The sequence below is a fragment of the Pseudomonas syringae KCTC 12500 genome (assembly GCF_000507185.2).
Taxonomy (GTDB): domain Bacteria; phylum Pseudomonadota; class Gammaproteobacteria; order Pseudomonadales; family Pseudomonadaceae; genus Aquipseudomonas; species Aquipseudomonas syringae.
In genome coordinates this window covers 343,447-363,128 of sequence record NZ_AYTM02000002.1, presented here as the reverse complement: position 1 = coordinate 363,128, position 19,682 = coordinate 343,447, and the positions used below count along the sequence as shown (strand labels likewise).

Sequence of the window (19,682 nt, the reverse complement as noted above, 5' to 3'; positions counted from 1 at the left end):
CGGCAACGGAAATATTACAAGGCACATAAGTGTTCAGGTCAAGTGTCTGCAGATGTCAAAGCCAAGCCAACGTTGTGTGAGGTTGTGCAGTTACATTTGGTATCATGTGCATAGTGAATTATCGCTAGTTAGTGTCGGAGATGCTGTAAATAAAGGGTGTGGCTTGATCTGGGTATTTTTCCAGGGCTTTTTAGGCATGAATTACTTGTAGGACATTAACTACAGATAAGTCTTACAAAAGGTAAAAAAATAAGTTTTGACTGAATTCCCACTCCTGCGTAGGAATATTCACTCAGCTTTATCATTAGGGTCTCGCACGCGTTAGCATGCGAGGCCGTCAAGGTTGTGAGCCAAAATGTAGGCTACTGTGCTTAAATCTGTATTGAAAGTGCCGGGGTCTCCAGGCCGAGCAGGAACGCTTTGTTGAAAACGATCTGCATGTCGGCGTAACGGGTAATAGATAACTACCGCATCACCTGAATTTCAACTAATCTGAGTAAGTGTTCACTGTCAATAGACAAAAATCATGCATGGCTGCTACTGAAGATTTTAAAGAAATATCCTACACAGTCTTCAGATGGCTTTTAAGATTTCGTCAGATTTGAATAGAGTGTTAACAGTGCATACTACTAATACTCATAAAAAAGCCCCGACCAACCGAAGTTTGTCGAGGCTTGGCATACAGTCTCAGGCCTTAGCGATTAAACCGCTCTACCAGTGAATACTGTGAGTTGGCCGTGTCGGTCAGTTCACCACTTAATACCGCAGAGCGACGCGCTTCGTCAGAGGTCTGGTCTGCCAGGCTGGCGATGGTGGCGATGTTGCGATTGATTTCCTCGGCCACGGCACTTTGCTCTTCCGTGGCGGTGGCGATTTGCGTGGTCATGTCGGTGATATTGGCGACAGCCTCACTGATGCCCACCAGCGCCTGATCGGCCTCCAGTACCCGGGCAACGCCTTCTTCGGCCTGACGGCGACCGGTGTCCATGGTGTGTACCGCGTCGGTTGCGGTCTGCTGCAGTTTGGCGATCAGGCCATGAATCTGCCCGGTGGACTCGGCGGTGCGTTGCGCCAGCTGGCGCACTTCATCTGCCACGACGGCAAAGCCGCGACCCATCTCACCGGCGCGCGCTGCTTCGATCGCGGCGTTAAGGGCCAGAAGGTTGGTCTGGTCGGCGATGCCTTTGATCACATCGACCACGCCGCCGATTTCATCGCTGTCCTTGGCCAAGCGGGTCACGGTCAGGCCGGTTTCGCCCACCGAGGTGGACAGGCGCTGAATGGCTTCGCGGGTTTCACCGGCGATATCGCGCCCGCGACGCGTCAGTTCGTTGGCCTGCTGGGTGGCGTCAGCGGCACGGTTTACGTGGCTGGCGACTTCCTGAGTGGTGGCGGCCATCTGGTTGATGGCGGCGGCAACCTGCTCGGTTTCCACACGCTGACGTTCCAGCCCGATCGAACTGGCATTGGCCAGCGAGTTGGACTGACGAGCCTGGCTGTTCAGGTGTTCGGCCGTGTCCTGCAAACGCGTCAGGCAGGTTTTCATGCGCGCTTCCTGGCTGAGGATCGACATTTCCAGGCGCGCTTGCGGGCCGCGGCTGTCGGTGTACATCTGCGCGATCAACGGGTCGGAAGTGGTCTGCTCGGCCAGGCGCAACAAGCGTTTGGTGCCACGCTGCTGCCAGGAAAGCCCCAGCAGGCCCAGTGGTACCGACAGTGCCGCAGCCAGGGCAAACCCCCAGTGTGAGTTGAGCCACACGCCGATCAGGAAGCTCAGTTGGCTGACCAGAATGAACGGCAGCCAGTCCTGAAGTACCGGCAGCCACTTGTCGCGGTTTGGTACGGCGCTCTTGCCCTTGTTGAGGCGGGTGTAAAGCGCCTCGGCACGGCGGATCTGTTCGGCGGTCGGCTTGATACGTACCGACTCGAAACCCACCACCTGGCGGTTTTCCAGCACCGGCGTCACGTAGGCATTGACCCAATAATGGTCGCCGTTCTTGCAGCGGTTCTTGACGATGCCCATCCACGGCTGCCCGGACTTGAGCGTGGTCCACATGTGCTCGAATACAGCAGGCGGTACATCCGGATGACGCACCGTGTTGTGCGCCGCACCCACCAACTCAGCCTCGCTGTAACCACTGATGTCGACGAAGGCATCGTTGCAATAGGTGATGGTGCCGCGGGTGTCGGTGGTGGAAATCAGTCGTTGTTCGGCAGGAAATGTCCGCTCATGTTGAGTGACGGGCTGGTTGTTGCGCATGGGATTTCGATCCTTCGATCCGGAAGACTATGGCGTGGTTATCGGCGGGCACGTCGATAAATTGAGCGGCGTGCGACAAGTGACCGTAGAGTCAGCCCTGGCGGGCCAGCATGGGGTAGGTGAACAGCCCGAAATGCACGAGGTTCAGGCCCAGATGGCTGATGACGGCGGCCTGCAGCCCGCCGAAACGAAATGCGATGCCGTATCCCAGGCCCGCCATGCTCGCCAATGCTACCCACTGCGGGCCGGCACCTGCGTGCGCAAGTCCGAACAGGCCGGCAGCGAGGGTGATCGATAATGCCGTCGCATACCTTGAGCCCTTGAACAGGCGCATCAGGCTGCCTTGCAGATAAGCGCGGAAAAACAGCTCTTCGGTCAGGGTCACCAGCAACAGATTGTTGAGCAGCCATATCAGGCCCTGGTCAGGCCATTTCGGTGTCCAGCCGACGACGTTCAACATGACCGCAGCGGTCATGCAGAACGCCGACGTCACAATCAGCGCCAGAAGCCCGGTTTGCAGTGAATGGGCGACGTCAACCTTAGGCAGAATCCAGGGGCAGGCCAGTATCAGCCAGAAGCCGATCAGCGGCTTGTCCAGACTCAGGTCCATGGAGAACAGCGCGGCATCGGCACTGAATCGCGTTGCTTCGATGACGTTGGCGTTATTGAAGCCAGGCGCCAGGTGAAAGGCCAGCGCCAGACCGGTCACGATGAACAATCCGTGGCCACACAGGCGAATGGAGGAATAAGAGGATCGCGCCACGCAGAACCAGGCAATGAACAATGCGCCAAAGCTCAGCGCTGCCGAAGGGGCAAGGTTGCCGTGGAACAACGCCAGCGCGTAGCCGCTGCTCAGGAGGCAGAAAGTCAGCCAGTGCCTTGTGGTCATGAGTAAGTCCTGCCTTGAGAGCGGGGAATTCTATCCGGCGTTCAGCAGGGCAGGGGCGAGATTATAGAAATTTTCATGCAAGGGGCCTGCCCCTGAAACTGGGTGCAGGCCCTATTCAGGGGGTATCAGGACGCGATCAGCTGGCGCAGCACGTAATGCAGAATGCCACCTGACTTGAAGTATTCCACTTCGTTAAGCGTATCGATGCGGCACAGCACGTCGACGGTTTCCTTGCTGCCGTCTTCGCGTTCTATATGCAGGGTGAGGCTCATGCCCGGCTGCACGTCTGCGTTGGTCAGCCCGGTGATCTTCAATGTCTCCTTGCCGGTCAGGCCGAGGGTCTTGCGCGTCTGGCCGTTCTTGAACTGCAATGGCAACACGCCCATGCCCACCAGATTCGAGCGGTGAATCCGTTCAAAGCTTTCGGCGATGACAGCCTTGACGCCCAGCAAGTTGGTACCTTTGGCAGCCCAGTCACGGCTTGAGCCCGTGCCGTATTCCAGACCGGCAATGATCACCAGCGGCGTGCCTTCTGCCTGATAGCGCATGGCTGCGTCGTAGATCGCCAGCTTCTCGCCGGAGGGCACATACACCGTGTTGCCACCTTCTTCACCACCGAGCATTTCGTTGCGAATGCGGATATTGGCAAACGTCCCGCGCATCATCACTTCATGGTTGCCACGGCGCGAGCCGTAAGAGTTGAAGTCCTGATACTTGACGCCTTTCTCCTGAAGGTAGCGCCCGGCAGGACTGTCGGCCTTGATATTACCGGCGGGTGAGATGTGGTCGGTGGTTACCGAGTCGCCCAGCAGGGCCAGGATGCGCGCGTTTTCCACGTCTTCGATAACCGGCAGCGGACCGTCGATGCCGTCGAAGAACGGCGGGTGCTGAATATAGGTGGAATCGTCCTGCCAGACGTAGGTGGCAGCCTGCGGCACCTCGATGGCTTGCCATTGTTCGTCGCCGGCAAAGACTTCGGCGTATTCCTTATGGAACATGCCGGTGTTGACGCTGGCCACGGCGTCGGCGATTTCCTGCTGACTCGGCCAGATATCACGCAGATAAACCGGCTTGCCGTCTGCACCTTCGCCCAGCGGCTCGCTGCTGATGTCGATGCGCACCGAGCCTGCCAGCGCATAGGCAACTACCAGGGGGGGCGATGCCAGCCAGTTGGTCTTGACCAGCGGATGGACGCGGCCCTCGAAGTTGCGGTTGCCCGACAGCACCGACGCAACGGTCAGGTCGGACTGCTGAATGGCTTTCTCGATAGGCTCCAGCAGCGGACCGGAGTTGCCGATGCAGGTGGTGCAGCCGTAACCGACCAGATCGAAGCCCAGGGCGTCGAGGTATTGGGTCAGACCCGCTGCGTTGTAATAATCGGTCACCACTTTGGAACCGGGAGCCAGCGAGCTTTTCACCCACGGCTTGCGTTTCAGGCCTTTCTCGACGGCTTTTTTCGCGACCAACCCGGCTGCCATCATGACGCTGGGGTTGGAGGTATTGGTGCAGGACGTGATCGCTGCGATCACCACGGCGCCGTCTTTCAGGTGATAAGTCTGGCCGTCGTATTCATATTGGGTTTCGCCACTGACCTGAGCCTCGTTGCCAACCGCGACACCGCCGCCGCCTTCGCTTTCCAGCCGACCTTCATCGACCTTGGCAGGCTTGACCTGCAGACCGAGGAAATCGCTGAACGCCTTGGAGACATTCGGCAGTGCTACACGATCCTGAGGGCGCTTGGGGCCGGCAAGGCTGGCTTCGACCGTGCTCATGTCCAGTTCCAGGCTGTCGGTGAACACCGGTTCCTGGCCCGCCAGGCGCCATAGACCCTGAGCCTTGCAATAAGCTTCGACCAGCTTGACGGTTTCTTCGGGGCGACCTGACAGACGCAGGTAGTCCAGCGTCACGTCATCGACCGGGAAGAAGCCGCAGGTCGCGCCATATTCGGGCGCCATGTTGGCAATGGTCGCGCGGTCGGCCAGCGGCAGATCGGCCAGGCCGTCGCCGTAGAACTCGACAAACTTGCCGACCACACCTTTCTTGCGCAGCATCTGGGTGACAGTGAGCACCAGGTCGGTGGCGGTGATGCCTTCCTTCAGTTTGCCGGTCAGCCGGAAACCGATCACTTCCGGGATCAGCATCGACACCGGCTGGCCGAGCATCGCCGCTTCGGCTTCGATACCGCCCACGCCCCAGCCCAGCACGCCCAGGCCGTTGATCATCGTGGTGTGCGAGTCGGTACCGACCAGGGTGTCCGGGAACGCGTAAGTGCGGCCGTCCTCTTCCTTGGTCCATACCGTGCGGCCCAGATATTCGAGGTTCACCTGATGGCAAATGCCGGTGCCGGGTGGCACCACGCTGAAATTATCGAAAGCGCTCTGGCCCCAGCGCAGGAACGCGTAGCGCTCGCCGTTGCGCTGCATCTCGATATCGACGTTCTCGCCGAAGGCTTCGGCGTTGCCAAACTTGTCGACCATCACCGAGTGGTCGATCACCAGGTCCACCGGGGAAAGGGGGTTGATTCGCTGCGGATCGCCGCCGGCCTTGGCCACGGCCGCGCGCATGGCGGCCAGATCGACCACCGCCGGTACGCCGGTGAAGTCCTGCATCAGGACGCGGGCAGGGCGGTATTGAATTTCCCGGTCCGAACGACGCTCGGTCAACCAGTCGGCGAGGGCCTTGAGGTCGTTGCCGGTTACCGTCTTGTTGTCTTCCCAGCGCAGCAGGTTTTCCAGCAGCACCTTGAGTGACATGGGCAGCTTGTCCAGATCGCCCAGTGATCGGGCGGCTTCCGGCAGGCTGAAGTAGTGGTAGGTCTTGTTATCGATTTCGAGGGTTTTAAGGCTCTTCAGGCTATCGAGGGAGGGCATGAATGTCTCCTTTGAGGAATGTTCTCCGAACATCGGTTTACGGGCTCCATGTGCATCAGGTCGGGAGCGCCGCATCAGGCTTCAAGTTCTGTGGACTGTTCGGCCGCACCAGTGGTTCCTGGATTGGGCTATCATGCGCGGCTTTCAAGTCTGCGGGGTTACGCCCGAGTGCCCACTGCCCAGGAGTAACCCATGAATACACTGTTTATGCACTGCCGACCCGGTTTTGAGGGCGAAGTCTGCTCGGAAATAGCCGATCACGCCGCGCGCCTGGACGTGGCCGGGTATGCCAAGGCCCGTCCCGACACGGCCTGCGCCGAATTCATCTGCACCGAGGCGGATGGCGCCGAACGGCTGATGAACGGTCAGCGCTTCGACAAGCTGATCTTTCCCCGGCAGTGGGCGCGGGGTCTGTTTCTCGAGTTGCCGGAAACCGATCGCATCAGCGTGATTCTCGCGCAGCTGGCGGCGTTCCCGACCTGCGGCAGTCTGTGGCTGGAGGTCGTGGATACCAACGACGGCAAGGAACTGTCGAATTTCTGCAAGAAGTTCGAAGCGCCGCTGCGCAAGGCCCTGACTCAGGCGGGCAAACTGGTGGATGACCCGCGCAAGCCGCGTCTGCTGCTGACCTTCAAGAGTGGTCGCGAGGTGTTTCTCGGTCTGGCCGATGCGGACAACTCCGCCATGTGGCCCATGGGCATCCCGCGCCTCAAGTTTCCCCGCGAAGCGCCAAGCCGGTCGACCTTGAAGCTTGAAGAGGCCTGGCACCACTTCATTCCCAGAGACCAGTGGGACGAGCGCCTTTCCGGCGACATGACCGGCGTGGACCTGGGTGCCGCGCCGGGCGGCTGGACGTATCAACTGGTGCGCCGCGGCATGCTGGTGACCGCCATCGATAACGGGCCGATGGCGGAAAGCCTGATGGACACCGGGCTGGTGCAGCATCTGATGGCGGACGGCTTTACCTACAAGCCTCGACAGCCCGTGGACTGGATGGTCTGCGACATCGTCGAAAAGCCTGCGCGCAATGCGGCGCTGCTGGAGACCTGGCTGGGTGAAGGCCTGTGCCGCGAAGCGGTGGTCAACCTCAAGTTGCCGATGAAACAGCGCTACGCTGAAGTACGCCGACTGCTCGACCGCATCGAAGAGGGCTTTCAGGCGCGAGGGGTACGGGTGTCCATCGGCTGCAAACAGCTCTACCACGACCGCGAAGAAGTCACCTGCCACCTGCGCAGGCTGGACGTGGCCAAAGCGGCGAGAAAGTGATTTCTCACTATAAAAACACCTCTGCTATCGTGCCAATGCTCCGCGTTGGCATGTCTTTCGTGACGCTCTGCGTCACATCCGTGCTGCTGGTTGTGCGTAGTTAGTGCTCTAAAGTGCTTTTCAACCGCGATGGCACTGACGACGCAGAGTGCGACGTAAGTGACGGCTGAGTCCTGGCGCTGATCCGGGGGTAGCCTGGCAGGACGCCAGGCTAGCCGCACCGGGCCATGGAGGGCCCGTTGCGGCGACCCCCGGATCAGTGACAGGGCGAAGGAACCCGACGAAGTCGGGCCGGAAACGGAGCTTGGGGCTTTGGTCACTTTGGCCCCATCAAAGTGACTCGCCGAGGGGCGAAAAGGTGACCTGAGTCGAGCCCCAATCCAACTGATATCGCAGAACCGCTGTGTGACGCGGAGCGTGGGAACGATAGTCAACTACATTCCAAATTAGCGCGCATCACAAACCCTACTCAGCCAAACCCCACAATAGCCTTGGTCTCCAGATACTCTTCAAACCCCTGCACGCCGTACTCGCGACCGTTGCCCGAGCGCTTGTAGCCGCCAAACGGGGCCATCGGGTTCCAGGCGGGGTAGTTCAGGTGCACCTGCCCGGCACGAATGCGCGAAGCCACCGCGCGTGCCTGCTCGAGGTTTTGCCCCTGGACATGCGCACCCAGGCCATAGACCGTATCGTTGGCAATTGCGATAGCCTCCTCGACCGTATCGTAGGCAATCAGGCACAGCACCGGGCCGAAAATCTCTTCCTGGGCGATACGCATCGACGAGTCCACCTCGGAAAACACCGTTGGCCGGGTATAGAAGCCTCGCTCATGGCCCTGCACCCGTCCCGGCCCGCCGCACACCAGCTTCGCGCCTTCGCTCAGCCCGGCATCGATCATCGCCTGGACACGGTGAAACTGCGCCTCGTTGGCGATCGGGCCCAACACCGTCTGATCCAACTGCGGATCACCCACAACAATGGCTGCGGCCGTTTCGGCAGCCAGAGCCTCGACTTCCGCCAGTCGGTTTCTGGGCACGATCATTCGCGTCGGCGCGCTGCACGACTGACCCACATTGCGGAACGCGGCCATCACGCCGGGCGGCACGGCTTTGGCGAAGTCGGCGTCGGGCAGCAGGATATTCGGTGATTTGCCGCCCAGTTCCTGAGTCACTCGTTTAACCGTCGGCGCGGCGGCTTGCGCCACCAATGCGCCTGCCCGGTTGGAGCCGGTGATCGAGATCATGTCGATATCAGGGTGGGCCGCCATCGCGCCGCCGACCTCGGGGCCGCTGCCATTGACCAGGTTGAACACGCCGGGCGGCAGACCCGCGTCATGCACCAGTTGCGCGAACAGCAGGGCGCTCAGGGGTGACAATTCGCTGGGCTTGAGCACCACCGTGCAGCCGGCCGCGATGGCCGGGGCGACTTTGGCGGTGATTTGATACAGCGGCCAGTTCCACGGCGTGATCAGCCCGCACACACCGATGGGCTCGCGTTCGATCGCCGTGCCGCCTTCGACGGTGTGGAAGCGGTAGCTCGCCAGCAGGTCACGTGCGACACGCACGTGTTCTGCGGCCAGCGGCACCTGCATGGCCCGCGCCGAACTGATGGATGCGCCCATCTCCAGCGAGATCGCCTGCGCCAGTTGTTCCTTGCGCTCGATAATGAGCTCGTAGATTCGGCCGATGACCTGTGCCCGGGCGTGTGGCGAGGTGCCGGACCAGCTGGCAAAGGCTGCCCGCGCTGCCGCAACCGCACGGTCGACATCGGCGGCCGAGCCACTGGCGACATGCGCCACCACCTCTTCGGTCGCAGGGTTGATCACCGCGATACTGACCGGGTCGAGCGGGGCGGACCAACCACCATCAATATAGAGTTTCAGCGCGGTGTCCGGATCAACGTGATGGCTGTTCAAGGACTGTGAGGTCATCCAGCGGGCTCCCTGGAGCAATAGTGGTCAAGGCCAGGCCCTTTACGGTCAGGCCGTTCGATACCCATAAGCTAACAAAGCAGTCTGGATAAAAAGCGCCGATCTGCCGGGTTGCAAAGAATAATCTGCTGTATGCAACCCGCTAACATGGCGGACCTGTTTCGGCCGTTTACCCGCGCTGGTGACTCAGCCGATCGCCTGAGTCACCAGCGCGAATTGCTGCACATCCGGGTTGTAGGCGGGCGGCGTCCCGAGCACCATGCGCGGTGCCCTGTCGACACACGGCAGACCCAGGCTTTCGAGCCACGGCGCCAGCCCGCAGTCAGCCAGAATGTCGAAGCGCACGAACAGACCGGGTATCTGTTGCAACAGGTGTTCAATCAATCGTTGTGCCTGATCGACATCACGGGCAACCACCGGACCGATGATATGACCGCGCCCGAAACGGCGCAGCAGGGCGATGCCTTGCAACTGGCCTGCGTGTTCAATGCCGACCGCCTGTTCTGCATCGTGCAACAGATCAGTCAACACGGCAGTGCGATCCAGGCCGCTGCCCGCGTTGGCCAGGCGGATCAGTTCTGCGTGGTCGGTCGTGCCCAGCGTACGTATCGGCAGGTCGTCTTTCGCTGGCGCCAGCCCTGACAGGTCGGCAACGCCCTGATGCTGCTGGATGCGTGCGAAGTCAACGAAACCCAGGCTCTGGTAAAGCGGCGCGCCCAGTTCCGTAGCGTTGAGGATCGGCGTGCGCGGTGCCGTCGCGTCGAGGCACAGCTTCATCAAGCGGCGACCGATGCCTTTGCCCTGATGATCATCGCGGACGATCACCAGCCCGATCGAGGACCAGTCGCCCTGATGGCAGGTAAACGCCACGCCAACCAGCTGGCCATCGTGCTCGGCGACAAAACCCTCGGAAGTACGTTGCACCATCGCCCAGTCCTGTTCGCGGTGTGGCCACTTGAGGCTCACTGAAAGGGCATGGGCTGCCGGGATATCCGCCGCAGTCACGGGGCGATACTGATAGTGAGCGTCTGAGGTTGCAGGCATGGCGCCTCCGTTGCGATGAGGTGGGTGAGTGGTTGGGCTCATACCAGCTTTCCAGTGCTCATCAGGCTGGACATGAGCGGCATCTCGATGGCGGTCGGGTCGGTGAAGCGGCGAATATCGAACGGGCTGATCAACGTGCGCGTGCTGCCTGTGCTGATCAGCTCGGCCATGACGTCACCGACGCCGGGACCAAGCTGAAAACCATGGCCGCAGAAGCCAAACGCGTAGAACAGGCCGTCGACTCTGCCGCTGCGGCCCATGATCGGCAGCGAGTCTGGTGTGTAACTCTCGATGCCGCTCCAGACGCGGATGATGTTCAGCTTTTCTGCCCCCGGTAGCAGGCGTTTCATCTGTTTCATCTGGTTGGTCAGGCTCTCCGGCTTGAAGTAGGCGCGGCGGTTGAGCATGTCCGGTCTATTGCGATTGCCGCCCCCGATGATGATGTTGCCGCGCGGGATCTGTCGGAAATAGATCACTTCTTCCTTGATCTTGGTAAACACCCCAATCACCGTCGGCAGTGCGTAAGGTACCGGTTCTGTCACCGACATCTGCGGTCCGTTGGGCTCAAGAGGTACAGACTCGCCGAACTGCTCGGCGAGCCTGGCACCCCAGGCACCGGCAGTGATGAGCAACTGTTCGGCGACGAATAGCTGTCCATCGGCGGTGGTGACTTGAAACTCGCCGCCGACCTTCTGTACCTCGGTCACTTCAGTGCGTTCTTCGATTCTTGCCCCCGCACGAATCGCCGCGCGGGCGAACGCGGGGGCTGCCAGCCTTGGGTTGGCGTGCCCGTCATGGGGCGCATAGGAACCGCCTTTGACTTGCGCACCGAGAAACGGAAAACGGTCGTGCAGCGCCTTGCCGGAAAGGATCTGCAAGTCCAGCTCGCGGGCTTCCGGGGCGGCGGCATAGGCCTCCAGTTCGGCGATTTCGTCTTCGCGATAGCACACGCGCATATGCCCGCTGGGAATGAATTCCAGGTCTTCGCCGATCAGCTCCGGCAGGCGCTTCCACAGTGCCCAGGAGCGATTGGACAGTTCCAGCTGGCCGAGAAACCGTCCCTGACGGCGCACGTTGCCGAAATTCACACCGCTGGCATATTGGCCGATCTGGTCGCGCTCCAGCAGGGTGACCGAGCGGCCGTGCTGGCGCAGAAAAAACGCGGAGGACGCGCCCATGAAGCCGCCGCCGATAATCAGGACATCGCTTTTTTGTGGGGTCATGAAGGGCTCCCGCTCATGTGGATTGGCTACAACGCGCCAGCGCTTCGATCTCGATCAGGTAGCCGTGGTGCAATTCCGGGACCGGCACCACCGCGCGCGCAGGGCGATGCTCGCCCAGATAGCCCGCGTAGAGGCGGTCGAAGGCAGGCCAATGCTGGACGCCGGCGATATAAATGGTCACTTTCAGCAGGTCATCCGTATTGCATCCCGCCGCGCCAAGGATGGCCAGCAGATTGTCCAGCGCGACCGCAGCCTGGACCTCGAACGGCTCGCCGACGCTGTGACTGCCATCGGCGCGCACCGGCAGTTGTCCGGAAACATGCAGCGTGCCTTGATGCAGCATCGCCTGCGAATAATGCCCACCGGGTGCTGCGGCCAGGGACGTACTGATCGGTTTCATCTCACCAGCCATGCAGGCGACTCCAGGTATGGATTGCGCCTTCGCTGTCGCAGGCGTGGTAGTCCGGGAATTGCGCGCCGGTGGCACAGGCGTGGTTGGGCAGAATGCGCAGTCGGCTGCCGATGGGAAAACGCTCGCTGATGTCGGCCTCGCTGCCCGCAGCAAGCGTGATGATGCCGTGCTCCTGATTGGCACCGGTGACCCGTGCACCGTCGATCCATTCACCGCTTTCGCTGCACACCTGGCCGTAGCCGAAATCCTCACTCTGGCGCTGCGTGCCGCGATCGCGGCTCATGGCCATCCAGCCTGCGTCAACGATGATCCAGCCCTTGTCCTGCTGATGGCCGATGACCGTGGTCAGCACGCTCAGGGCCAACTCATCTGCCTGGCATACGCCAATGTTGTGCATCACCAGATCGAAGAACACATACACCCCGGCGCGAACTTCGGTCACGCCGTGCAGGCTCTGCGCCGACAGTGCCGTCGGCGTTGAACCGATGCTGACGTCCGCACAGGGCAGTCCTGCCTGACGAATCCGCTCGGCGGCGCTGACGCAGAGCCTGCGTTCCTGTTCGGCGAGGGCTTGCAGTGCTGCGGGTGTGTCGAGGTCATAACTGGACCCGGCATGGGTCATTACCCCACGCAGTTGCATGCCACCGTTGACCAGCGTGCTCGCGACCTCGACGAGCGAGGGGTCGTCGACGGTCAGGCCGGAGCGATGACCGTCGCAATCGATTTCTATCCAGACGTCGAAACGTTCGTCATGCGCCTGGCCGAAGGCGACAATTGCCCGGGCAGCCGTCACGCTGTCGGTCAGGACGCTCAGGCGGCAACCCTTGCGCCGCAGTCTGAGTGCCTGCTCCAGCTTGCCGGGTGCAATGGCGACGGCATAGAACACGTCGTCGATGCCCTCGGCAAAGCAATGCTCAGCCTCCTTCAGCGTCGACACCGTGACGCCGCTGGCACCCGCTGCAATCTGCGCCTGTATGACCGGCAGGCATTTGCTGGTCTTGACGTGCGGGCGCAAACGCACGCCCAGCTCGTTCATGCGTTGTTGCATACGCTGGATATTGTGCTGCATGCGCGACACATCGAGCAGCGCGACAGGCGTATCGAGAGAAGACAGGGAGGCTGACATGGAAAGCGCTCGTGTGGCTGGGTACGGGAGCCACTCTACGCAGCGATGATGAAGCTGTGGTTCAATACGTGATCATCAATCATTAAGCTGAAGTGAATGATCGCTATCGAAGACCTGCGTCTGGCCGTGACCCTGTCGCGTTGCGAATCGCTCAGTGCTGCCGCCAGAATCCTCAACGTCTCGCCGCCGGCGTTGTCGATGCGCTTGCGCAAACTGGAGACGCAACTGGGCATCACCCTGGCCAGTCGCGACGCCAGACGCCTGAGTCTGACCGCTGATGGCGAGCGTTTCGCCCGCGAAAGCGCACAGTTGCTGGAGCAACTGGAGTCACTCCCGGAGTCTTTCAGGCAGCGTGATGAACGGCTGGTGGGCACATTGCGTCTGGCAGCGCCGTTCGGTTATGGACGCCAGCGCATTGCGCCGCTGCTGGCGCGCTTCGCCAGGCTGCATCCGCAGTTGTGTCTGCAGCTGGACCTGCGCGAAACACCCTGGCCGGACCGTCACGACAGCGATGCGGTGATACACATCGGCAGCCTCAATGACAGCCAGTGGATCGCCAGGCCATTGGCACAGAATCATCGCTGGCTGTGCGCCAGCCCGGCATATATCGAGCAGCATGGTGTGCCCTCGACGCCCAATCAACTGGCTGGCCATCGCTGCATCTGCATTCGCGAAAACGATGAAGACGTCACCCTCTGGCACCTGAGCAAGGGCCAGACGAAAAAGACCCTGCGCATCGAGCCCGCGCTGCTCAGCAACGACGGCTCGGTCGCCCGGCGTTGGGCCGAACAGGGGCTGGGCATCGTGTTGCGCTCGCAGTGGGACGTCAGCGACGCCATTGCCAGCGGCAGGCTGGTGCGGGTGCTTGCCGATTGGCAACTGGCCAGTGCGCCGATCAACCTGCTGGTGCCTGTACGCAAGCATCGCAGCGCACGGGTACAGGCGTTGACCGAGTTTCTCGAGACAGCCCTGAAAGCCTGATTCGGCAAAGCACCGGCACGCTGTTGGTCGCTGTGTTGAACACCTTAATTGACGCTCACGGCAACGCGCGGGTATAAACCGCGTCTTGTGTTTTTGTCGGATTTTTCTCCATGAGCTTCAGCCCCCTGATTCGCCAGTTGATCGATGCCTTCCGCGTGCTGCCGGGCGTCGGTCAGAAAACCGCCCAGCGCATGGCGTTGCAGTTGCTGGAGCGCGACCGCAGCGGCGGTTCGCGGCTGGCGCAGGCACTGGGGCAGGCGATGGACGGCGTGGGTCACTGTCGCTCATGCCGCACGCTGACCGAAGAGGAACTCTGCCCGCAATGCGCAGACCCGCGTCGCGATGACACGCTGTTGTGCGTGGTCGAAGGCCCGACGGATGTCTATGCGGTGGAGCAGACCGGCTATCGCGGTCGTTACTTCGTGCTCAAGGGGCACCTGTCGCCGCTCGACGGCCTGGGACCGGAGGCCATTGGCATTCCGCAATTGATGGAACGCGTCAGCCAGCAGGGCACCTTCACCGAGGTGATCCTCGCGACCAATCCAACGGTGGAAGGCGAAGCGACCGCGCATTACATCGCCCAGTTGCTGCATGACAAGGGCTTGGTCGCATCGCGCATTGCCCACGGCGTTCCTCTGGGTGGCGAGCTGGACCTGGTCGACGGCGGCACGCTGGCGCATTCGTTTGCAGGGCGCAAGCCGATTGCAATGTGATACCGGCCAGCGCTTCTGCAGTCAGTAGCGCGGCGTAATATCGCGCTCGACAGGTGGCGCGTTCGGGTCCTGACCAGCCGGAAACTTGCCTTTCAGGTGCCAGGCGAACGCGATGATTTCGGCAATCGTGCGGTACAGCGGCTCGGGAATACTGTCGCCCAATTCCATGCGGGCCAACAGCTTGACCAGTTCAGCGTTCTCATAGATGGGTACTTCGTATTCGCGGGCAATGGCCAGAATCGCCTCGGCCAACTGGTCGTCGCCCTTGGCGCTGAGCGTCGGGGCGTGCTGGCCGTCATAGCTGAGGGCAATCGCCTGGCGCGGAGTGTGTTCGGGTAGGCTCATCAGGCGTTCTCGTCGATCCAGCGTTGTTCGAGCGCGGTACGCGGACCGCTTGGTGGTGCGCCGTGGCTGCAGGCCAGTTCGCCCACTGCCAGGCCGCAGGCTATCAGCCGTTCGCGCAGATACCCCAGCTCATGTTCGATCAATGCCGCGCTGTCGGGGCGCTCGGCCCACAGCTGGCTGGACAGCGTGCCGCGCAGTAACTGCGCATGCACCTGCAAGGGGCCCAACGGCTCGAGATCGAACGCCAGGTCGACTTTCCAGAGCTTTTCCCGGGTGTCCTTGATCTCGATACCATCACGGTCTTCGGCCGCGTCCTGATCGGGCGTGTCTTCACGCTGCACCTTGACCTGCAAGGGCACGATGTCGTGGGCGTTGCGCATCGGCACTTCCAGCTGCCAGGTGGTCACCTGGGCGCCGTCGGCGTTGGTGCGCGTTTGTTCCAGCCCGCCCAGTTGATGGCTTTGCAGGCGTGAGACAGCAGCCGCAGCGAGCTTGAGGAGGATTTCCAGATCATCCTCCTTCTCGCCACCGCTGACCGTGCGCGACGGCAGCGGAAAAATGCTTGGCTGAGTGCGTGCCGCGACCAGGCCGAGGGTGCCCAGCGCATTGCGGATTGCATTGGGCATCGTGCGCGCCAGGGTGTTGGACGCCGCCGCTGCGCCGTAAGACATATTGTCCGGCAGGCCGGGCAGGATCTGGGCGATCAGACGCATCAGGTTGGCCTTCATGTCCGGTAGCTGCTGCGCCGGGTTCAATCCGGCCAGCAGTCTGGCTTCCAGAAACACGCCACTGGCGTTCAGCGCCTGGGCCACGCCTTTAGGGGTGGTCATCTGCTCGACGTCGGGCAGGTCGGCGAGCAACTGATTGATACTGGCCTGCAGCGGCGCGCTGATGGCCGGGCTGGTACTGGTCGGGCTGCCGGACTGCAGGTTTTGCAGGGCATTGATCAGGGTGTCCAGCGAGCCTTGACGATTTTGCTGTGCGGACAGTTGCTGCGCCACGGCCAGTTGGTCGAAACGACCGGGCAGGGCCACGAAGTTGAGTGCCTGATTGCCTTGTACCTGGGCGCTCAAGAGGCTGCCAACCGTCAGCGGCTGCGGGCTCTCGATGGTCAGGCTGGAACCCGCCAGCGCCGTGTTGAGCAGCATCACGATGGAGCGGTAGATGGGCGTCGCCGCAGCGGGGTTCTGGGTGGCCAGTTGATTGACTGCCTGAGCGATCACCTGGCTGGTCATGACTTTGCCTTGCAGCAGCGTGCCAACCGGTAATTGTTGGGTATCGATGCTGGTCATCGAGTTTTTCAGCGCGCCGTTGAGCTGCTGCAGCGTCAACGTCAGCTCGTTGGCCGACGCCTGCGCCACTTGCAGCAGGCTGCCGGGCGTGAACGGGACGCTGCTGGTGACCGGTAAATTGGTCAGGCTGCCGTTGGCGAGCACCAGCCGCAACAGCAGCTGGAAGTTCTGGTTGACCTGCTTGAGGGTCAGCACCTCGGCGTTAGCGATTTCGCCTTCGGGGATCAGATTTTCCGCTGATTGCAGCATGGTCAGCACTTGCGCGGGGGAGATGCCGGCGCGCAACAGTGTCAGGGTGGCGTTTGTTGCCGGAACGCTGGTGATGTCGCCTGTCATTGAACTATCAACCCGAGGAAATTGCCCCTTTGATAACAGGACTCGCATGTATAATACCGGCCGAAACCGGACCAGCCGCCATTAACTTCTCTTCATGTAACGGCCGTATCAATCCCGACTTGAACCGCGTTTTACTCCGTATGTCTCTGTTTTGGCACATTTCGCGACGCAAAGCACTGGAAACGCTTCATGATCCCAGCCACCCCATTTTTGCAAGCGACGGCTCTGGCGTGTGAGCGGGACGGGCGGATGCTGTTCGAAAACCTCGATCTTCATCTGCACGCGGGCGACATGCTGCAGATCAGCGGTCCCAACGGCTGCGGCAAGACCAGCCTGCTGCGCCTGCTGTGCGGGTTGATGCAGCCAACGGCCGGGCAGGTGGTGCTCGACGCGCAGCCAGTGGATCGTGGGCCCGCGGCACCGGGCAGCAAGCTGTTGTGGATCGGTCATGCGCCAGCGCTCAAGGATGTGCTGACGCCGCTGGAAAACCTGTCCTGGCTCAGCGCCCTGCACCAGCCAGCCGATGCCGGCGCGATAGCTACCGCGCTAGATGCGGTCGGCCTTGCAGGTTTCGAGGACGTGCCCTGTCACACTTTATCGGCCGGGCAGCAGCGTCGCGTCGCGCTGGCACGTCTGTATCTGCCGGGCCCGCCACTCTGGCTGCTCGACGAGCCGTTTACCGCGCTCGACCGCCAAGGCATCGAGCAACTGGAAAACCACCTCGCCCGGCACTGTGAACACGGCGGCATGATTGTCATGACCACCCACCACAGCCTGAGCCGTCTGCCCGCGGGCTATCGGGACCTCGACCTGGGGCAGTGGTCAGCATGAGCAATGTGTTTGTTCTGCTGATGCTCCGTGAGGTGCGGCTGCTGGCGAGGCGTCCGGCAGAGCTGGCCAACCCGCTGGTGTTCTTCGCGATCGTGGTCGCCCTGTTCCCGCTGGCGCTGGGGCCGCAGGTGCAATTGTTGCAAACCTTGTCGCCGGGGCTGGTCTGGGTGGCGGCACTGCTGGCCGTGCTGCTGTCGCTGGACGGGCTGTTGCGCAGTGATTTCGAGGACGGCTCGCTGGAGCAGTGGGTCCTTTCGCCGCACCCGCTGGCCCTTCTGGTGCTGATCAAAGTGCTGGCACACTGGGTTTTTTCCGGGCTGGCACTGGTACTGTTGTCACCTTTGCTGGCCTTGATGCTCGGTCTGCCGGTGCAGTGCCTGCCGGTGTTGATGGTTTCGCTGCTGCTGGGCACCCCGGTGCTCAGCCTGTTGGGGGCGTTGGGCGCGGCGTTGACCGTGGGTTTGAAGCGTGGCGGCCTGCTGCTGGCATTGTTGATTCTGCCGCTGTACATCCCGGTGCTGATTCTGGGCAGTGGCGCGTTGCAGGCCGCACTGCAGGGCATGCCGACGACCGGCTATCTGCTGTGGCTGGGCAGCCTGGCGGCGCTGGCGATCACCCTGACACCCTTTGCGATAGCCGCTGGCCTGAAAATCAGCATCGGCGAATAATTGAGGTTCCGGGATCGAGACTTCGATGCCGGTCAACACCCTGGATGCACCCTGATGAAAAGCAACGCCATGAAAAGCAGCATCGGTTGGGCCTGGCTGCACACGCTCGGCTCGCCGAAAGGGTTTTACCGCGTCAGCGCACGCCTGCTGCCCTGGCTGAGTGTTGCCGCTTTGCTGTTACTGGTCATCGGCATGGTCTGGGGCCTTGCGTTCGCGCCGCCGGATTACCAGCAGGGCGACAGCTTCCGTATCATTTATATCCACGTCCCTGCCGCGATGCTCGCCCAGTCCTGTTACGTCATGCTGGCCGTGTGCGGGTTGGTCGGGCTGGTCTGGAGAATCAAGCTGGCCGATGTCGCGCTGCACTGCGCTGCACCGATTGGCGCGTGGATGACCGCGCTGGCGCTGGCGACCGGCGCGATCTGGGGCAAGCCCACCTGGGGAGCATGGTGGGTCTGGGACGCGCGACTGACCTCGATGCTGATTCTGCTGTTCCTGTATTTCGGCCTGATCGCGCTGGGCAATGCCATCAGTAACCGCGACAGCGCCGCCAAGGCCTGCGCTGTGCTGGCCGTCGTCGGTGTGGTGAACATTCCGATCATCAAGTATTCGGTCGAGTGGTGGAACACCCTGCACCAGGGTTCGACGTTCAGCCTCACGGAAAAGCCCGCCATGCCGGCTGAAATGTGGCTGCCGCTGCTGTTTACCACGCTGGGTTTCTATTGCTTGTTCGGCGTGCTGTTGATGATGCGCATGCGTCTTGAAGTGCTGCGTCGCGAAGCGCGCACCCAGTGGGTCAAGGCCGAGATTCTGCGCAGCCTGGGCCACACAGCAGCGCAGTCGGAGAACACGCTTTGAGTTTTGCATCGTTCAGCGATTTTCTTGCCATGGGCCGCCACGGGGTGTTTGTCTGGTCGGCCTACGGTTTGTGCCTTGTGGTGCTGCTGGTCAACGTGGCGCTGCCGCTATGGGCGCGGCAGCGGTTTCTGAAACAGCAGGCACGTCGCCTGAAGCGGGAGAATCGCCCGTGAGCCCGCTGCGCAAAAAACGCTTGTTGATCATTGTCGCGCTGCTGGCCGGTGTCGGTCTGGCCGTGACCCTGGCCCTCGGCGCCTTGCAGGAAAACATCAACCTGTTCTACACCCCCAGCCAGATCGCCAATGGCGAGGCACCGATGGATAAGCGCATTCGGGCTGGCGGCATGGTCGAAAAGGGCTCATTGCAGCGCTCGGCCGATTCGCTGGACGTGCGTTTTGTGGTCACCGATTTCAACAAGTCGGTAACCATCACCTATCGAGGCATTCTTCCTGACCTGTTTCGTGAAGGGCAGGGCATCGTGGCGCTGGGCAAACTCAATGCACAGGGCGTAGTGGTGGCCGATGAAGTACTGGCCAAGCATGACGAGAAATACATGCCCCCCGAGGTCACCAAGGCGCTGCGTGACAGCGGTCAGACGGCACCGGCTGCGCCTTCCACACCCGTCAAACAGGGTTGAT

General features: G+C 61.5%; 18 protein-coding genes. 8 read left to right on the top strand and 10 right to left on the bottom strand.

What is annotated here, in order from left to right:
* Positions 1–694: 694 nt before the first annotated feature.
* The 3 genes from V476_RS02120 to acnA form a co-directional block, all read right to left on the bottom strand.
* Positions 695–2,260: a methyl-accepting chemotaxis protein gene (locus V476_RS02120; protein WP_003422194.1), complete on the bottom strand. Its 1,566-nt coding sequence runs from the start codon at positions 2,258–2,260 to the stop codon at positions 695–697.
* Between the two features lie 91 nt (positions 2,261–2,351).
* Positions 2,352–3,149 carry a CPBP family intramembrane glutamic endopeptidase gene (locus V476_RS02115; RefSeq protein WP_024961266.1) on the bottom strand — a complete coding sequence of 266 codons (798 nt, stop codon included), beginning with the start codon at positions 3,147–3,149 and terminating at the stop codon, positions 2,352–2,354.
* A 125-nt stretch (positions 3,150–3,274) separates the two neighbouring features.
* Positions 3,275–6,019 (bottom strand): aconitate hydratase AcnA, encoded by a 2,745-nt coding sequence (gene acnA / locus V476_RS02110; RefSeq protein WP_024961267.1) that lies wholly within the window; start codon positions 6,017–6,019, stop codon positions 3,275–3,277.
* A gap of 192 nt (positions 6,020–6,211) precedes the next feature.
* On the opposite strand from acnA, the gene rlmM reads away from it, so the two are divergent.
* Positions 6,212–7,285: a 23S rRNA (cytidine(2498)-2'-O)-methyltransferase RlmM gene (gene rlmM, locus V476_RS02105; protein WP_003422195.1), complete on the top strand. Its 1,074-nt coding sequence runs from the start codon at positions 6,212–6,214 to the stop codon at positions 7,283–7,285.
* A gap of 469 nt (positions 7,286–7,754) precedes the next feature.
* Here the strand turns inward: rlmM and V476_RS02100 are convergent, their stop codons facing one another.
* The 5 genes from V476_RS02100 to V476_RS02080 all read right to left on the bottom strand — a co-directional run bounded on the left by V476_RS02100 (position 7,755) and on the right by V476_RS02080 (position 13,020).
* Positions 7,755–9,215: an aldehyde dehydrogenase family protein gene (locus V476_RS02100; protein WP_024961268.1), complete on the bottom strand. Its 1,461-nt coding sequence runs from the start codon at positions 9,213–9,215 to the stop codon at positions 7,755–7,757.
* A 186-nt stretch (positions 9,216–9,401) separates the two neighbouring features.
* On the bottom strand, positions 9,402–10,259 hold the full coding sequence (locus V476_RS02095) for a GNAT family N-acetyltransferase (protein WP_080278625.1): 858 nt from the start codon (positions 10,257–10,259) through the stop codon (positions 9,402–9,404).
* A 38-nt stretch (positions 10,260–10,297) separates the two neighbouring features.
* Entirely contained in the window at positions 10,298–11,482 is a 1,185-nt protein-coding gene (locus V476_RS02090; RefSeq protein ID WP_024961270.1) for an NAD(P)/FAD-dependent oxidoreductase, read from the bottom strand.
* Positions 11,483–11,495: 13 nt separating this feature from the next.
* Positions 11,496–11,894 carry a RidA family protein gene (locus V476_RS02085; protein WP_024961271.1) on the bottom strand — a complete coding sequence of 133 codons (399 nt, stop codon included), beginning with the start codon at positions 11,892–11,894 and terminating at the stop codon, positions 11,496–11,498.
* The gene (locus V476_RS02080; protein WP_024961272.1) at positions 11,884–13,020 is read right to left on the bottom strand and encodes a DSD1 family PLP-dependent enzyme; all 1,137 of its coding nucleotides are present in this window, start codon (positions 13,018–13,020) and stop codon (positions 11,884–11,886) included. The genes V476_RS02085 and V476_RS02080 overlap by 11 nt, the downstream gene beginning before the upstream one ends.
* A gap of 96 nt (positions 13,021–13,116) precedes the next feature.
* Here V476_RS02080 and V476_RS02075 point away from each other — a divergent pair, with 96 nt between their 5' ends.
* Entirely contained in the window at positions 13,117–14,001 is an 885-nt protein-coding gene (locus V476_RS02075; protein ID WP_024961273.1) for a LysR family transcriptional regulator, read from the top strand.
* A 110-nt stretch (positions 14,002–14,111) separates the two neighbouring features.
* The gene (gene recR / locus V476_RS02070; protein ID WP_003316874.1) at positions 14,112–14,714 is read left to right on the top strand and encodes a recombination mediator RecR; all 603 of its coding nucleotides are present in this window, start codon (positions 14,112–14,114) and stop codon (positions 14,712–14,714) included.
* 21 nt (positions 14,715–14,735) lie between these two features.
* Here recR and V476_RS02065 read toward each other — a convergent pair whose 3' ends face one another.
* Complete coding sequence (locus V476_RS02065) at positions 14,736–15,059, bottom strand: EscU/YscU/HrcU family type III secretion system export apparatus switch protein (RefSeq protein ID WP_003316875.1); 324 nt, start codon at positions 15,057–15,059, stop codon at positions 14,736–14,738.
* A complete protein-coding gene (fliK, locus tag V476_RS02060) occupies positions 15,059–16,687 on the bottom strand; it encodes a flagellar hook-length control protein FliK (protein ID WP_024961274.1) in 1,629 nt (542 codons plus the stop codon). Before fliK ends, V476_RS02065 begins: the two co-directional genes overlap by 1 nt.
* A gap of 189 nt (positions 16,688–16,876) precedes the next feature.
* Between fliK and ccmA the strand changes: the two genes are divergently transcribed.
* Genes ccmA through ccmE form a run of 5 tightly spaced genes read left to right on the top strand, consistent with a single transcriptional unit; the run spans position 16,877 to position 19,681 of the window.
* The gene (gene ccmA / locus V476_RS02055) at positions 16,877–17,518 is read left to right on the top strand and encodes a cytochrome c biogenesis heme-transporting ATPase CcmA (protein ID WP_024961275.1); all 642 of its coding nucleotides are present in this window, start codon (positions 16,877–16,879) and stop codon (positions 17,516–17,518) included.
* Positions 17,515–18,186 carry a heme exporter protein CcmB gene (gene ccmB, locus V476_RS02050; RefSeq protein WP_024961276.1) on the top strand — a complete coding sequence of 224 codons (672 nt, stop codon included), beginning with the start codon at positions 17,515–17,517 and terminating at the stop codon, positions 18,184–18,186. The genes ccmA and ccmB overlap by 4 nt, the downstream gene beginning before the upstream one ends.
* Positions 18,187–18,240: 54 nt before the next feature.
* Positions 18,241–19,044 (top strand): heme ABC transporter permease, encoded by an 804-nt coding sequence (locus tag V476_RS02045; RefSeq protein WP_024961277.1) that lies wholly within the window; start codon positions 18,241–18,243, stop codon positions 19,042–19,044.
* Positions 19,041–19,217 carry a heme exporter protein CcmD gene (gene ccmD / locus V476_RS02040; RefSeq protein ID WP_003422211.1) on the top strand — a complete coding sequence of 59 codons (177 nt, stop codon included), beginning with the start codon at positions 19,041–19,043 and terminating at the stop codon, positions 19,215–19,217. The genes V476_RS02045 and ccmD overlap by 4 nt, the downstream gene beginning before the upstream one ends.
* Positions 19,214–19,681, top strand: coding sequence for a cytochrome c maturation protein CcmE (ccmE, locus tag V476_RS02035; protein ID WP_024961278.1), 468 nt, complete (start codon positions 19,214–19,216; stop codon positions 19,679–19,681). Before ccmD ends, ccmE begins: the two co-directional genes overlap by 4 nt.
* Position 19,682: the final 1 nt, after the last annotated feature.

Coding starts and splice junctions, on each gene's coding strand:
- acnA (WP_024961267.1), bottom strand. CDS start 6,019: ATGCCCTCCCTCGATAGCCTGAAGAGCCTTAAAACCCTCGAAATCGAT.
- V476_RS02065 (WP_003316875.1), bottom strand. CDS start 15,059: ATGAGCCTACCCGAACACACTCCGCGCCAGGCGATTGCCCTCAGCTAT.
- rlmM (WP_003422195.1), top strand. CDS start 6,212: ATGAATACACTGTTTATGCACTGCCGACCCGGTTTTGAGGGCGAAGTC.
- V476_RS02095 (WP_080278625.1), bottom strand. CDS start 10,259: ATGCCTGCAACCTCAGACGCTCACTATCAGTATCGCCCCGTGACTGCG.
- V476_RS02080 (WP_024961272.1), bottom strand. CDS start 13,020: ATGTCAGCCTCCCTGTCTTCTCTCGATACGCCTGTCGCGCTGCTCGAT.
- recR (WP_003316874.1), top strand. CDS start 14,112: ATGAGCTTCAGCCCCCTGATTCGCCAGTTGATCGATGCCTTCCGCGTG.
- V476_RS02100 (WP_024961268.1), bottom strand. CDS start 9,215: ATGACCTCACAGTCCTTGAACAGCCATCACGTTGATCCGGACACCGCG.
- fliK (WP_024961274.1), bottom strand. CDS start 16,687: ATGACAGGCGACATCACCAGCGTTCCGGCAACAAACGCCACCCTGACA.
- ccmA (WP_024961275.1), top strand. CDS start 16,877: ATGATCCCAGCCACCCCATTTTTGCAAGCGACGGCTCTGGCGTGTGAG.
- V476_RS02120 (WP_003422194.1), bottom strand. CDS start 2,260: ATGCGCAACAACCAGCCCGTCACTCAACATGAGCGGACATTTCCTGCC.
- V476_RS02085 (WP_024961271.1), bottom strand. CDS start 11,894: ATGGCTGGTGAGATGAAACCGATCAGTACGTCCCTGGCCGCAGCACCC.
- V476_RS02045 (WP_024961277.1), top strand. CDS start 18,241: ATGAAAAGCAACGCCATGAAAAGCAGCATCGGTTGGGCCTGGCTGCAC.
- V476_RS02075 (WP_024961273.1), top strand. CDS start 13,117: ATGATCGCTATCGAAGACCTGCGTCTGGCCGTGACCCTGTCGCGTTGC.
- ccmB (WP_024961276.1), top strand. CDS start 17,515: ATGAGCAATGTGTTTGTTCTGCTGATGCTCCGTGAGGTGCGGCTGCTG.
- V476_RS02115 (WP_024961266.1), bottom strand. CDS start 3,149: ATGACCACAAGGCACTGGCTGACTTTCTGCCTCCTGAGCAGCGGCTAC.
- V476_RS02090 (WP_024961270.1), bottom strand. CDS start 11,482: ATGACCCCACAAAAAAGCGATGTCCTGATTATCGGCGGCGGCTTCATG.